A 12,595-nucleotide genomic window follows, 5' to 3' on the forward strand; every position below is an offset into this window, starting at 1 on the left:
TCCTATAAGAAATTGATAAATCCTGTTATAAAACTACCGACAGTGCTTAATAAGTTTGTCAAAATCGTTAATCCTTCAACTCCACAGATAAACGCTACTAATACCTCTTGTGTTTGTGTCGCCATTGTCCAGTCCTGAAACATGCTCATGCTTGGTTCTTTTGCATCGGTTTCGTATTTTGATATGTCGGACTGGTTAACGTGTAACTGGTGTGCTAATTCCGCTTGATTAAATCCAGCTCGTTCCCTGCAAGCCTTTAATATTGATCCGTATTTCATCCCTTCACCTCCACCCGTTTATTCCGAATTGGAATAGAGAATCTACTAATCTAGTTGTATAATTAAGTTGTGAGCGAGACCCCTCCTTGCAACCTCGAAAGTGCTTCGCATTAAAAACCTCGTAATCTATTAGGGGCTTGCCCGCCCCTCTCCGCTTTACGCTTCTAGCTTTATAAACTCTTCAAGCAGAATTTCAGCTAACCCGATTTGACCTTTACCGGTTACTAAAGTTGTTCCGCTCTGGACATCTCCTTCAGTTCTTTTGATGATTGTTGGAGCGAGTTTGAACCAACCTCGTTCAACATAATGTTGTTTAGGAAAATTTCTTTCCCTACCCTGTTTGATTAAGTAGCCGCTATCCCTCAACCACGCCATCAACTTGTTACGTCCAATATTCACACCGTGTTTGTCATACATGATTTTCGCAAATGCTCCAACGTTTATTGCCCCGTTGCTTAGACTGACAACTTTTCCGAAATCCGTGTACTTCTTTTCTTTGTGTATTTTCGTTTCAAGTTGCAAGATTTTTTCTTGTTGAAAGTCCATCGCTCTTTTAATGACCATTTCAGGACTGTTCCACATTCTTTCTAACTGTAGAAAATACTGACGGGCTTGCTTCCCTTTATCGGTTCTCTGAATCATTCCAATTTCTTTTGCCATATCGAGTTTTAATGCATGATCTATAATTTTTCTTACCCCACCAAATGCTGTAACGTCATTAACATTTTTGTTAGTCACGGTGAAATCAACGTTTTCAACAAATCCATAACTAATCATTCTTTCAAACCATTGCGTATACGGCGTTTTAACTTCTAAAAACTCATGCAGTTCACGACCACTTACTACAATTTCTCCAGATACATTATTACTAGTGCTGATTAATTGATTCATTTACACTTCCTCCTTTTAGTAGGTTTTAGAATCACCTGGCTCCTTTTTTCTGTCTTCGATTTTCTGCATCCTTCATCGCTAACCTCGGCGCTGATGTTTCAAGCAAGAACATCATCACTTTTGCCATCGCTTCGTGCGACGGCTGCGTTACACCCGGAATGCACTTCTCTTTCGTTTGAATAGCCATCCTTCTTTCCTCCCTCCGCTTCCGTCACACCCACCAAACAAAGTTCGAAGTCTTGGCGTAACCAATTGGCGTGGCTCCCTTCTATAGAAGAAGATCGTGGCCGACTCCGCTCGTTCAAACTTTCGTTGCTGGGTGTGAGGTGCTTGTTTTTCAGACGATTTCCTTTTCTTTTGTATGAGTTTCTTGTACTAAGTTGCTAAATAAAAAGAAGATATCATCTTCTAGAATTTGCGATATTTTAAGTGCCGTTTCTAATGGTGGAGAAATATGCCCATTTTCCCAATTCGAAACCGATTGTTTTCCCTTGTATCCAAGCGCCTTCGCTAGTTGTTCTTGCGTTAAATTTTTCTTCTCACGCGATTTTACTAAATTTACATTCTTCACATTGCCACCTCCGATGTATGAACAACTTGTACCCTTAGTATACGTACAAGAATCTTGTATGTCAACAATAAAATACAATTATCTTGTACTATTATTTATTTCGTATTCATATGATGTACAATATCCTTGTACAAGCTGATATTAGGGGGAATTGTAATGGTGTCCCAAAGGTTAAGAGTAAGTAGAAATAGATTAAAGTTAACGCAGGAAACACTCGCGGAAAAAGTAAATACAACAAAAAGCACTATTAGTAATTACGAAAACGGTCATAGCACACCTTCGAACGAGATGTTAGTTCTACTATCTGATGTTCTCGAAGTGACTACCGACTACCTATTAGGGAAGACGGAGAATCCAAAAACAAACAGCGTCAATAACGACAAAGCTTTCTTCGTGAATAAAATTGCAACAGAATTTCCCGATATTGATTTGATGTTTAAAGATATGGAGTCATTGAGTGCTGAACAGATGAAAGAAGTCTATGATTATATTAAGTTTAAGGTGAGTCAGAAAAAACAGTGAGGAGTGAATAGCAATGTCTATTTTGTGCGCCATCTGTGAAGCTGGAACAAATCTTTTGACCCGCCGTAAAATCGCAAACGATGAAGTTGTATGTATGGATTGTTTTAAAAAAGCTGGCAGTCTTACTACAAAGCAGATGTTGAAGTTGAAAACCGTTACCGCTGACGAAATAAGAGAATCAATCATTAAGAGTGGCCATAAAATAAAGAAATACTCACCGCCCACTTTAGAAGAATTAGATGAGATAAGAAATCCTAAGTTAAAATGCCCTTCTTGCAAATCGATTGATCTTCAATTCATGCAAAATAACAAAAAAGCCTTCTCTATCGGAAAAGCAGCTGGTGGTGCCGTATTAACCGGGGGTATAGGAACCCTTGCTGGTTTCGCCGGTAAAAAAGGTGACGACCAATGGAGATGCAACAATTGTGGTAATATATTTGCAACCAAAAGACAAAAATAAATTACTTTTAGAAGGTGTGCTTTCCTGTGCGCCTATTCTTTTTACTAAAAAAAGAACATACATTCCCGTCAGGAGGTTTATTGCTTGTACACACATTTAGAGGACTATATTTACAACTTATATAAATCCATCGGCATTACGAATCCAGTAGATTTAGATATGGTGCTGATAGCTAAAGAGTTAGGCGTGGAGGTTGTATATAAAGATAATGCATTTAGATTCGATAATGAGATCATTCTAGTTAGAGGTACAACCAGCGAGGAATGGATGGAATTCGGGCATGAAGTTTGCCATTACTTGCGACACAGTGGCAACCAATTGAATATGCATACTCTCTTTATAAGACTGCAAGAATGGCAGGCTGATAGTTTTATGTATCAGTTCTGTGTTCCAACGTTTATGCTACAAGCATTAAAGTTGCCGCGTAATCGCAAAAAAGCAATTTGGGAAATCCAGAAGAGATTTAACGTGACTTACGAATTTGCGGAAATAAGGTTGGAGAAGTTCACGCAAAAATATTCATATGCGATGCTTTCTTAATTCACTGAAAGGGGTGATTAATGATCGACAAACTACACTAACAAAAAACAGAAATGAGGAGGGTAAATGAAAGTAGCTGTCTACATCCGAGTATCTACGACGGAACAAGCCAAGGAAGGATATTCGATAAAAGCACAAAAAACACGACTACAGGCATTCGCCACGTCGCAGGATTGGGATATTGTACAATATTATGTCGATGAAGGAATAAGCGCAAAAGACATGAAGCGTCCTGAGTTGCAACGCATGTTAGACGGAATAAAAAATAAATTGTTTGATTGCGTATTAATTTATAGATTGGACAGACTAACAAGATCTGTTGTCGATTTACACTCGCTTCTTGAAACATTTGAAAAATTCGATGTAAAATTTAAATCTGCGACGGAATCCTATGACACTACAACAGCCACAGGTAGACTCTTCATCACTTTGGTAGCTTCTATGGCTCAATGGGAACGAGAGAACCTAGGCGAGCGCGTAAGCTTCGGTATGGAGGAAAAAGCCCGGCAAGGTAAATGGGCGTTATCTACTGCTCCGCTAGGTTTTGATATCGTAGGTGATTACTTGGAAATTAATGAATTGGAAGCATTAATTGTGCGTGAAATATTCGAATTATACGCAACAGGTGAAAATGGTCAAAATAAATTGGCTGGAATACTAAACAAAAAAGGGTATCGTTCCAAAGCCGGCGCATTATTCACAGGTCCGACAGTAGCATATGCGCTTTCTAACCCTATCTATATCGGCACAATGCGCTATAACTATCGCATAGACACAGAAAACTACTTTGAAGTTGAAGGTGTCGTTCTCCCGCTCGTTGATGAGCATATATACCATAGAGTACAAGGAATCATACAATCAAGAACATCCAGTCATCCAAGACGTGCCACTAGCCCTTATATCTTTTCGGGTGTCGCGAAATGTAAAAGATGCGGATCGAAACTGAATGGTACACGCAGCACAACAACAGACCGCAGAGGTGGCACCAAATCATATGTATCATACAAGTACTATTGTGCCGCTGCGATTAGGGGTGAGTGTACTCAGAAAACCATTTCACAATCGTACTTCGAGATTCAATTTTTAAAGTTAGTTGAAAATTGGGATCTAAGTGAAGGCATAAAAACTACGACCGCTGCAGCCAAATTGAAAAAGACGAATCAGGATAAATCAATTTCTTTTAAAAAAGAATTGCAAGATGTGAAAAAACGCATGGAAAAATGGCAATTCGCTTGGGTTGGCGAAATTATTTCCGATGACGAATTCAAAAATCGTATGGATGAGGAGAGATTGAAAGAATCTGGCCTCCAAAAGAAAATAGCGAAAACTTTAGAATCGAATCCTAAAAGAAGTGAATTACCTAAATACCTTAAAGAAATAAAAGGAAACTGGCACGTGTTAACGACGTTAGAAAAAAAGTACATCGTAACACTTGCAGTTAAAGAATTACAGGTTGATAAAGTGTTTACTAAGAGAGTCCCGGAATCCTTAGAAATTAGTGGAGTCGTGTTTAATTAAGCGTAGTACGTCATCTACTAACAACACAAGGTGCCCTGTCAAGGCTGCACTTACTGCAATTTTTGCCGTTTCACTATCGCGAATTTCACCAATCATAATAACATCTGGAGAATGTCTTAAAATCGCTTTGAGCCCCGTTGAATATGTCAATCCGGAACGCTCATTCACCTGTATTTGAAGTAGGTGTGAATGGTTATTTTCAACGGGATCCTCAAGTGTTATGACTTGTCTATCTAGCTGATTTACACAATGGGCTGTCAAAGAATATAGTGTGGTTGTCTTACCAGAGCCAGTAGGACCCGTGATGAAAACAAGTCCTTGTCTCACAGTAGCAACTTGCCGTAACTTATCGGCCCAAGATTTTTCAATGCATAAGCGGTCTATCGAAACGATTCTGTCGTGCTTTTGTAAGCGAATAACAACACTTTCTTTTAATTTAATTGCAGGGATTGTTGATACTCTAAACGAAAAGTTCTCGCCTAGTATCTGTTTGTGAAAGGAACCACTTTGGGGTTTGCGCTTATCGCTTATATCTAACGAGGATAAAAACTTATAAAATGAAATCATGCGATCCGCTAATTGTGGGGGGAATTTACCGGATTTATCAAGTTTTGAATCTCTTTTGAACGAAACATCGTAGCCGTCATTTGTCGGTACGAAATGGATATCAGTCGCTTCATAAATAGCGGCCTCTTCTAGCAACTTCATACACTTACTCTCTATCAAGTTTTCTTGACTTAACATTTAACACCCTCTTTTTCTTAAGACAGATTTTTTCACCTGCCCATTTATTTTCAAGAAGTTTTTTTTAGATGGATGACCGTTATCCATCTAAAAAAAGTATACAATGTACTTATTGAAAAAGGAATGATACTTGCCAAAGTCGAATTGTGTATGATAGCTAAAGGCAAATTTCCCAAGTTAAATAAATGTTGACAACAACAATCTAGTTTCCGGATTTATTTAATATATTTAAAGTATCATCTACACTGCATTGTCACAATCACTCAACGATTGAAGTTTACTTTTGCAAGTGGTATCCTTTATAATGAATATGAGCTTATTGTATTACTTTTTTAAGGAGGGACGCGCATCCATGGATAACATGTTTAAACTTATGGGTTGGTGGACAGGTATTTTCGCTGTTATGTTTTTTGTTGGTGACATGATGACTGCTACATTGCTTTTTGCAGTGAGCACAGTATTTTTCCTACTACTTGGCTTCCTAAACCTAACAGAGCGTATGTATATGTACATGTTTGCATCATATCTGGTTGTGTTTATGGTCGGATTTAGTTACTATTCAACATTTATACACGTACCAGGTGGCGGACATTAATTCCAACACCAAAAAACAGCCTTTATAAAAAGGCTGTTTTTTTATTCTATTTTATTCACATAATAATAATAAGGATGTCCAGTTTTCTCCGCGCTTATTTATTAAAAACCATTTAAATAAGGATTTGAATCTTTTTCTTGCTCTGGTGTTGTTGAATTGCCATGACCGGGATAAATAATAAAATCATCATCTAAAGATAATAGTTCGTCATGGATTGATTTCAGAAGAACTGTAGTGCTCCCACCTATCAAATCTGTTCGACCTACACCATTTTGAAATAACGTATCTCCAACAATCGCAAAGCGTGATTCATTAAATATATACGACAGACTGCCCGGAGAATGTCCAGGTGTATAACGCGTTTCAATTTTGAAAGGACCTAATTCTAAGACTTCTTTCCCTTTCAATAAAACATCAGCTTTTCGGCCATTAATAATTGGGAATCCAGGATATTTGATTGAACCATTGAGTGCTGGATTTGAAAGCCATTCATCTTCTTCTTCATGAATGTAAACAGGAATATTAAACTTATCACGAACAACATCAACTGCTCCTATATGATCAAAATGGGCATGTGTTAGAAGTATTGCAACCGGTGTAAGTTCATTTTTTTTAATTTTATTAATAATTCGATGTCCCTCGTCACCTGGGTCAATAATTAAGCAATGATTCGTTTCATCTTGAATTATATAACAATTCGTTTGAATTGGACCAAGTGGATATGTACTTACTTTCAACATTAATAAAACCTCCTCATCGTTATAATACGTAATTCTTATAATGAATTCAAACAATCGTCACTTATTATACTCGACAAAATCATTATTAAACATTACAATAGAAGAGGAATATTGCTTTTACGGCATTCATTTTTTCCGTGTTGAAAGGAGTGTCATCTCAATGAACTTATTAATGGTTATTTTTGGACTTATCGGCATTTTAGCTTTAGTTGGTACAGTTCAGGCATTTAAAGAACGCAACGCTTTGAGTATAGCGTTTAACCTTATTGCTTTCCTTGTTTTCGGAGGCTTTACTCTAGCAACAATTGTTTTCCAAGGTTATCCACCAACTCTACATTAAGAATATAAAAAACCCTTTGCGAATTCAATCGCAAAGGGTTTTTTATTCTTTTAAATTAAGCCAAATCGTTTCTTTTCCACTAATGGTGTTGATTAGCCTTTCTGCAGAGTAGCCCGTTAAACACCTCTCCCCATTCGCTGAGCATCGAAGTAAGGTTGCTAGAACATTATCCGCTAAAGACTCCTGGTGTCCACCTGTAACTCGAGTGAGGCGATATGATTCACCAAGCTCATCTAATTGGCCTCCAAATTCATGTGATGCTAAAATGACAGTATTTGCAGAAATCCAATTTATTTCTGGCAAAACCCATTCTGAGTAATTGCTAACAGCAGGCATTTTCCAATCTGCTGTTACTGTGCCGTCTAAATTTATGATAGAGTAATGCGCGGTTTCATCATCGTCAATACGCACAACAAGCATCGACTCCATATATGTATCAAAATAAACGACGTTGCCTAATTCAGCTAACTTCCATTTCTCAGTAGCGATGTCATAGATATTAAGGTCCCCTCCAACTAGTGGATGTTCATCAATAGAACTTGTTAAGATGCTGCCTTTACCAGCCCATTTAGGAAATGGATTTCCAATATCTATCAAGCCAAAACCATCTGCTTTACTTTTACCATTATAGAGGAAAACATCATATGTCCAATCTTGATGAAATGCTGTTAGAAGGATGAGCGATGGATCTAGGTCATTCCACTCAATAGATAACTCTGAGGATTCAACAATTATTTCATCTTGAAGTACTCCGTCTAAACCAAGGATTTTAATTGTAGCGGATGCAGGATTGTTGCTCGTATGTAATAAAATAAGTTCTTTGGAAGGATGTATTTTCACATCTGCAATAATGGAAGTATCTTCATATAATATTGCGATATTACCAGTTTCAAAATCAAATATTTTTAAATAGTAAAGGTTTTGATCCTTTTCAACGAATAATACAGTAGTATCTGTTAGCCAATCTGCAATAAAATGAAATTTTGCTTGATCAGCTGTTAAAGTATGCTCAAATGCTTCTTCCTTCGTACTACTATCTTCTTCTAAGGGTGCTACTTTTTCTGGAATCTTCTCAATGCTAGCGTTTTTTTGCGAACAGCCCGCTACTATTAAAGTCATAATAAACAATGCGAACAACTTTTTCCTCACCGCGTACTCTCCTTTCTACTCACTTTCAATAAAAAAGTAAAAAAATGCTGCACAGGTTTACATCCCGTGCAGTCTTTTGTATTACTTTTCCTCAAATTCTTTTAACTCAGGTTTACTTATGCCTTCATCTTTGAACCTAAGTAAGTCACCGATAATCGTCATATCCGAATAACCAAGTTCCGTTGAAGCTCTTTCCACAAAAGGATCACAACCCGCTCTATCAACTTCTTCACCAGTTTCCGTATCGTAACAAACATCTTTTACAAAGACATTTTTATCGGTTACAAATCGGCCATCACGAAAGATTACGAATGGCTCATGTTCTGGCGAAAAAATATCTGTACCAAATTGTAAATCACCTTTCGTTTCAAGCCCCATGAGATGAAGAATTGTAGGACGAAGATCGATTTGACCAGATACCTCATCGATTGTTTCACCTTTACCATAACCTGGAATATGAATGTATAAAGGTACCCTTTGTAGCTTAGCATTATCATAAGGGGTAATTTCTTTATCTAAATACTTACCCATTGCTTTATCATGGTTTTCAGAAATACCATAATGATCGCCGTACATAACTATAATTGAATTATCGTAAAGTCCTTTTTCCTTCAACTCTTCGAACAGAACTTTTATAGCTTCATCCGTATATCGAACTGTTTGAAAATATTGGTTTAATGTAGTTGAGTTTGAATCGAAAGCTTCAATCAGCTTATCTTCCTCGTTTAAGTCAAAAGGAAAGTGATTAGTTAATGTAATGAGACGAGAGTAAAATGGCTGCTGCATATCTGCCATATGAGCAACAGACTGCTCAACAAACGGGATGTCTTTCATACCCCAGTTAACTGAGTTTTCATCACTTACTTCAAAACTTTCAACATCATAAAACTTTTCTATATTCAATGCATCATACATAATGTCACGGTTCCAAAAACTTCGTCCATTCGCATGTAACACATTTGTGAAATAGCCATTGTCTCCAAGTCGTTCAGATAATGAATCATATGTGTTACCGCTATGTGTGAAGAAAACGGCACCACCATTTACACCATATAAAGAGTTTTCAACTATAAATTCAGAATCAGACGTCTTTCCAAGACCTGTTTGATGGTAAAAATCTGAGAAATAAAATGTGTCCGGATCCTTTGATAGTTCATTCAAAAATGGTGTAATTACTTGACCATTCATTTCCTCATTAATAACAAAAGATTGAACAGATTCTAACGATACTGCAATAATGTTCCGGCCTTTCGCTATACCGAACTTCTCTGGATCAGGCTCTGCATAATTTGCGTTGATATGGTTGCTTACTTCTACAAGTTCACTACCATCGGCAAGAACCCTTTGTGCATGTGATTTTGTTTGTAAGACAATATCATACAAGTGGTAATTGTAAGCGCCAATATTTTTAACTAACAACTCTCTATCAAAACTTCTTGTGAGAAGTTGTGGTCTTTGTGCTTCAGCCAAACTTAAGTTTAGCATCATAACAACTGCCGTCATTACAAAGTAAAGTTTTCTCGTCATCTTACCCGTGTTTTCAGCATGTTCCACTTTAGGAATAAAACGAATTGCCAACAAGATAATCAAGACATCTGAAAAGAAAAGGACATCCGTTAGATGCATATTTCCGGTAACCGATGATGATAAATCTCCAAAGTTGTTCGTTTGAAATAACACAGGCAACGTAATGAAATCATTAAAAAATCGATAAAACACAGCATTACTAAACATTACAATAGAAGTAATCATACTTACTGTTAGAAGATACATATTTCGTTTCTTCGTGCTTTTCATGAATAGCGCAAGGCCATATATAAACAATAAGAAGCTAAGTGGATTCATGAACAAAATAAATTCCTGCATCTTATTATCAATCTTCATATTAAAACTTGTGTGGTAGCCTATATAAGTCGTAATCCATGTTGCAACAATTGCAATGATGAGCACGGAATGTCTTGACCAACTAAATTTCTTCATTCCTTCTCTTCCTTTCAAAAAAGCTTTAAAGTGATTTCTAGTTCTGCATAAATTGTGTGGTCACATAAACAATAGACGGATGAACTGACGAAAAGTTTCATTTTAATGTCGTAATAGGTCAAAAGTCTATAAAAAATATGTCTATTTACGTATACTTAGATACTTCTTGTCGTAAAATAAGTACAGCCTTTAAATAATCCTCTTGTAACAATAAACCACTGTCATAAAGGTCTTTCACTTCCATTTGCATTAACATTATATCATCTTTTCGATTTCCAGCGTAAACATATATGCCAAACCTTTTTAATAATAAAATAACACTATATAGATTATTCATGAGTTTTCAACCTTAGGGCAAAAAATTCGTTTATTTTCTGTGAAAATTCGAGTAACAGGGATATCGTGATTTTCCAAGGGAATTCTATTTGTGATTTGACATTCAAAAGCAAGCGAAACAGTTATGCCTTCAAAGTTTTTAATGTAACGATCATAATAACCGCCACCAAACCCAATTCGATAACCACTTGTTGTATAAACTACACCTGGGACTATTTGCAAATCAATATTTTCTTTAGCAACTAATTTTGTTTTAGTAATAATAGGTTCCAATAATTCAACATACACAATCTCTAATTCATTAAACGACTTAATACTACGAAAATCCATATTCCTTGTTGTAGGTATACATTTTGGAACAACAACTGTCTTTTTTTGGGCCCAAGCGGCCTCAATTATAGTTGTTGTGTTCACTTCAGGAAATCTAGATATTGTGATACCAATTGTATCAGCATTCTTAAATTCCTGAGAGGAAATAACACGTTCCGAGATTTTGCATGAGAGTTGCTCATGCTCAGTCTTTCCCATCTTATTCAAAACAGCTAGCATATTGTTCCTCATTAACTTCTTATTCATGTCTATACCCCCTGTCAGAAATAAAAAACCAAAACCGGCAATGGTTTTGGCATGAGCGATTATTTCGTTTCACGGTGCAAAGTTTGTTTCTTTTCACGTGAGCAGTATTTTTTCATTTCTAGACGTTCTGGATTGTTACGCTTGTTTTTCTTCGAAATATAATTGCGCTCTCCGCAATCTGTGCAAGCAAGTATAATATTTGTGCGCATTATTGTCCCTCCCACTCATTAAGTATATAAAGTTATTTATGAGCATGATTTATACGACTATTTAATTATAACACATCAATGATAAATATCCAATAAAAAGAATGAAATACCCTTTATATTTTTCCTATGCTAAAATGAATTACATGTAGCAATTTTAGGAGTGGTAAAATGGACTTTTCAATAATACTCATAGTAATTGGACTTATTGCGGTGTTCGCTTCATTTTTCCTTAACAATTCAGGCAAACATGCAGATGAATTGGAAAAGGTTTCAATAAGTTTGCATCAAGAAACAAACGGATTAAAAAAACGACTTAAAGCTGTTGAAGAAGAATTGATGATTAGCATTAATCCCATATCCTCTAATTCAAGAAATAAAATCCAAGAGAAACCGGTACACGAAATTATAGTGAATCAAATTCTATCATTGAAAACACAAGGCTATTCAATCGACGAGATTGCCGATCGAGCATCGTTAACAACAGAACAAGTAAAATCCGTTCTGCAATCGAAAGGGGCGATTGGATGATCCGCGATATTTTGCGTACAATGGGGGTCGCTTGTATTCTAACCGGAACGTTCCTCTTCTTCAGCAACACAGATAATGAACCCATAAAAAACGATACCTTCCAACAAGAACTTCAACTTCAAATTAAAGAGTTACAAACAAAATTAAGTACTACACAAAGCGAATTATCCAAACTACAAACAGCAACTTCCGTGGCCAATAAAAGTGAAGCAGAAAAGACCGAAGAAGAAAATAAAGTTGTGGGAAAAAATCCCCAAACAGAAACAATTGTTAAAACTTTATTTACGATTCAACCAGGTACTGATTCAACTTCTGTCGGTTATGCATTGCTACGACAAGGCATTATAAAAGATCATATGGACTTTGAAACATATCTCATAACAGAGGATCTAGCTGGTAAAATTCAAATCGGCGAATACGAGCTAGATTCTTCAATGGACATTAAGACCATTGTAAACATAATAACAAAATAACAAAACCGACTAGCTGTTATTAAAATAGCAGAGTCGGTTTTTTTACATATACATTGAACAACTCTAGCGCAGAAGAGACAAGCTGCACACCAAGAGAAATCCCGATCCCATAATAACAAAAATAAGCGCCACACTCAACTTGATG

The 12,595-nt window shown here is 36.5% G+C and carries 19 protein-coding genes; 8 read left to right on the top strand and 11 right to left on the bottom strand.

Annotated elements, in window-relative coordinates; all coding sequences use genetic code 11:
* Positions 1-2: 2 nt before the first annotated feature.
* The 4 genes from ACP8HH_RS10180 to ACP8HH_RS10195 all read right to left on the bottom strand — a co-directional run bounded on the left by ACP8HH_RS10180 (position 3) and on the right by ACP8HH_RS10195 (position 1,740).
* Complete coding sequence (locus ACP8HH_RS10180; RefSeq protein ID WP_438310901.1) at positions 3-278, bottom strand: helix-turn-helix domain-containing protein; 276 nt, start codon at positions 276-278, stop codon at positions 3-5.
* A 156-nt stretch (positions 279-434) separates the two neighbouring features.
* A complete protein-coding gene (locus ACP8HH_RS10185) occupies positions 435-1,169 on the bottom strand; it encodes an antA/AntB antirepressor family protein (RefSeq protein ID WP_438310903.1) in 735 nt (244 codons plus the stop codon).
* A gap of 31 nt (positions 1,170-1,200) precedes the next feature.
* Positions 1,201-1,356, bottom strand: coding sequence for a hypothetical protein (locus ACP8HH_RS10190; protein WP_438310905.1), 156 nt, complete (start codon positions 1,354-1,356; stop codon positions 1,201-1,203).
* A gap of 150 nt (positions 1,357-1,506) precedes the next feature.
* Positions 1,507-1,740: a helix-turn-helix transcriptional regulator gene (locus tag ACP8HH_RS10195; RefSeq protein ID WP_438310906.1), complete on the bottom strand. Its 234-nt coding sequence runs from the start codon at positions 1,738-1,740 to the stop codon at positions 1,507-1,509.
* 156 nt (positions 1,741-1,896) lie between these two features.
* Here ACP8HH_RS10195 and ACP8HH_RS10200 point away from each other — a divergent pair, with 156 nt between their 5' ends.
* From ACP8HH_RS10200 to ACP8HH_RS10215, 4 genes are all read left to right on the top strand, one after another.
* Complete coding sequence (locus ACP8HH_RS10200) at positions 1,897-2,262, top strand: helix-turn-helix domain-containing protein (RefSeq protein WP_438310908.1); 366 nt, start codon at positions 1,897-1,899, stop codon at positions 2,260-2,262.
* A gap of 13 nt (positions 2,263-2,275) precedes the next feature.
* The gene (locus tag ACP8HH_RS10205) at positions 2,276-2,722 is read left to right on the top strand and encodes a DUF4428 domain-containing protein (protein ID WP_438310909.1); all 447 of its coding nucleotides are present in this window, start codon (positions 2,276-2,278) and stop codon (positions 2,720-2,722) included.
* An 84-nt stretch (positions 2,723-2,806) separates the two neighbouring features.
* Entirely contained in the window at positions 2,807-3,262 is a 456-nt protein-coding gene (locus ACP8HH_RS10210) for an ImmA/IrrE family metallo-endopeptidase (RefSeq protein ID WP_438310911.1), read from the top strand.
* Between the two features lie 66 nt (positions 3,263-3,328).
* Positions 3,329-4,780: a recombinase family protein gene (locus tag ACP8HH_RS10215; protein WP_438310913.1), complete on the top strand. Its 1,452-nt coding sequence runs from the start codon at positions 3,329-3,331 to the stop codon at positions 4,778-4,780.
* Here ACP8HH_RS10215 and ACP8HH_RS10220 read toward each other — a convergent pair.
* Positions 4,751-5,524 (bottom strand): ATPase, T2SS/T4P/T4SS family, encoded by a 774-nt coding sequence (locus tag ACP8HH_RS10220; protein ID WP_438310915.1) that lies wholly within the window; start codon positions 5,522-5,524, stop codon positions 4,751-4,753. The two genes, ACP8HH_RS10215 and ACP8HH_RS10220, sit on opposite strands and share 30 nt — an antisense overlap.
* A gap of 352 nt (positions 5,525-5,876) precedes the next feature.
* Between ACP8HH_RS10220 and ACP8HH_RS10225 the strand changes: the two genes are divergently transcribed.
* Positions 5,877-6,119 (top strand): DUF2626 family protein, encoded by a 243-nt coding sequence (locus ACP8HH_RS10225; RefSeq protein WP_438310917.1) that lies wholly within the window; start codon positions 5,877-5,879, stop codon positions 6,117-6,119.
* 101 nt (positions 6,120-6,220) lie between these two features.
* On the opposite strand, the gene ACP8HH_RS10230 is transcribed toward ACP8HH_RS10225, so the two are convergent.
* Entirely contained in the window at positions 6,221-6,859 is a 639-nt protein-coding gene (locus ACP8HH_RS10230) for an MBL fold metallo-hydrolase (RefSeq protein WP_438310919.1), read from the bottom strand.
* 160 nt (positions 6,860-7,019) lie between these two features.
* On the opposite strand from ACP8HH_RS10230, the gene ACP8HH_RS10235 reads away from it, so the two are divergent.
* Positions 7,020-7,199, top strand: coding sequence for a DUF2759 domain-containing protein (locus tag ACP8HH_RS10235; protein ID WP_438310921.1), 180 nt, complete (start codon positions 7,020-7,022; stop codon positions 7,197-7,199).
* A 42-nt stretch (positions 7,200-7,241) separates the two neighbouring features.
* Here ACP8HH_RS10235 and ACP8HH_RS10240 read toward each other — a convergent pair whose 3' ends face one another.
* From ACP8HH_RS10240 to rpmG, 5 genes are all read right to left on the bottom strand, one after another.
* Entirely contained in the window at positions 7,242-8,348 is a 1,107-nt protein-coding gene (locus tag ACP8HH_RS10240) for a hypothetical protein (protein ID WP_438310924.1), read from the bottom strand.
* Positions 8,349-8,429: 81 nt separating this feature from the next.
* A complete protein-coding gene (locus ACP8HH_RS10245; RefSeq protein ID WP_438310925.1) occupies positions 8,430-10,328 on the bottom strand; it encodes an LTA synthase family protein in 1,899 nt (632 codons plus the stop codon).
* A gap of 145 nt (positions 10,329-10,473) precedes the next feature.
* Positions 10,474-10,665, bottom strand: coding sequence for a YqgQ family protein (locus tag ACP8HH_RS10250; protein ID WP_438310927.1), 192 nt, complete (start codon positions 10,663-10,665; stop codon positions 10,474-10,476).
* Entirely contained in the window at positions 10,662-11,240 is a 579-nt protein-coding gene (locus ACP8HH_RS10255; RefSeq protein ID WP_438310929.1) for a 5-formyltetrahydrofolate cyclo-ligase, read from the bottom strand. The genes ACP8HH_RS10250 and ACP8HH_RS10255 overlap by 4 nt, the downstream gene beginning before the upstream one ends.
* A gap of 59 nt (positions 11,241-11,299) precedes the next feature.
* A complete protein-coding gene (gene rpmG, locus ACP8HH_RS10260) occupies positions 11,300-11,449 on the bottom strand; it encodes a 50S ribosomal protein L33 (protein ID WP_438310931.1) in 150 nt (49 codons plus the stop codon).
* 168 nt (positions 11,450-11,617) lie between these two features.
* Here rpmG and ACP8HH_RS10265 point away from each other — a divergent pair, with 168 nt between their 5' ends.
* Both ACP8HH_RS10265 and ACP8HH_RS10270 read left to right on the top strand, forming a co-directional pair.
* Complete coding sequence (locus ACP8HH_RS10265; RefSeq protein ID WP_438310934.1) at positions 11,618-11,977, top strand: hypothetical protein; 360 nt, start codon at positions 11,618-11,620, stop codon at positions 11,975-11,977.
* Positions 11,974-12,450: a hypothetical protein gene (locus ACP8HH_RS10270; protein WP_438310937.1), complete on the top strand. Its 477-nt coding sequence runs from the start codon at positions 11,974-11,976 to the stop codon at positions 12,448-12,450. The genes ACP8HH_RS10265 and ACP8HH_RS10270 overlap by 4 nt, the downstream gene beginning before the upstream one ends.
* Positions 12,451-12,595: the final 145 nt, after the last annotated feature.

The organism is Sporosarcina sp. FA9, from assembly GCF_051550205.1.
Taxonomy (GTDB): Bacteria; Bacillota; Bacilli; order Bacillales_A; family Planococcaceae; genus Sporosarcina.

Coding starts and splice junctions, on each gene's coding strand:
- ACP8HH_RS10180 (WP_438310901.1), bottom strand. CDS start 278: ATGAAATACGGATCAATATTAAAGGCTTGCAGGGAACGAGCTGGATTT.
- ACP8HH_RS10185 (WP_438310903.1), bottom strand. CDS start 1,169: ATGAATCAATTAATCAGCACTAGTAATAATGTATCTGGAGAAATTGTA.
- ACP8HH_RS10190 (WP_438310905.1), bottom strand. CDS start 1,356: ATGGCTATTCAAACGAAAGAGAAGTGCATTCCGGGTGTAACGCAGCCG.
- ACP8HH_RS10200 (WP_438310908.1), top strand. CDS start 1,897: ATGGTGTCCCAAAGGTTAAGAGTAAGTAGAAATAGATTAAAGTTAACG.
- ACP8HH_RS10205 (WP_438310909.1), top strand. CDS start 2,276: ATGTCTATTTTGTGCGCCATCTGTGAAGCTGGAACAAATCTTTTGACC.
- ACP8HH_RS10215 (WP_438310913.1), top strand. CDS start 3,329: ATGAAAGTAGCTGTCTACATCCGAGTATCTACGACGGAACAAGCCAAG.
- ACP8HH_RS10220 (WP_438310915.1), bottom strand. CDS start 5,524: ATGTTAAGTCAAGAAAACTTGATAGAGAGTAAGTGTATGAAGTTGCTA.
- ACP8HH_RS10225 (WP_438310917.1), top strand. CDS start 5,877: ATGGATAACATGTTTAAACTTATGGGTTGGTGGACAGGTATTTTCGCT.
- ACP8HH_RS10230 (WP_438310919.1), bottom strand. CDS start 6,859: ATGTTGAAAGTAAGTACATATCCACTTGGTCCAATTCAAACGAATTGT.
- ACP8HH_RS10235 (WP_438310921.1), top strand. CDS start 7,020: ATGAACTTATTAATGGTTATTTTTGGACTTATCGGCATTTTAGCTTTA.
- ACP8HH_RS10245 (WP_438310925.1), bottom strand. CDS start 10,328: ATGAAGAAATTTAGTTGGTCAAGACATTCCGTGCTCATCATTGCAATT.
- ACP8HH_RS10250 (WP_438310927.1), bottom strand. CDS start 10,665: ATGAATAATCTATATAGTGTTATTTTATTATTAAAAAGGTTTGGCATA.
- ACP8HH_RS10255 (WP_438310929.1), bottom strand. CDS start 11,240: ATGAATAAGAAGTTAATGAGGAACAATATGCTAGCTGTTTTGAATAAG.
- rpmG (WP_438310931.1), bottom strand. CDS start 11,449: ATGCGCACAAATATTATACTTGCTTGCACAGATTGCGGAGAGCGCAAT.
- ACP8HH_RS10265 (WP_438310934.1), top strand. CDS start 11,618: ATGGACTTTTCAATAATACTCATAGTAATTGGACTTATTGCGGTGTTC.
- ACP8HH_RS10270 (WP_438310937.1), top strand. CDS start 11,974: ATGATCCGCGATATTTTGCGTACAATGGGGGTCGCTTGTATTCTAACC.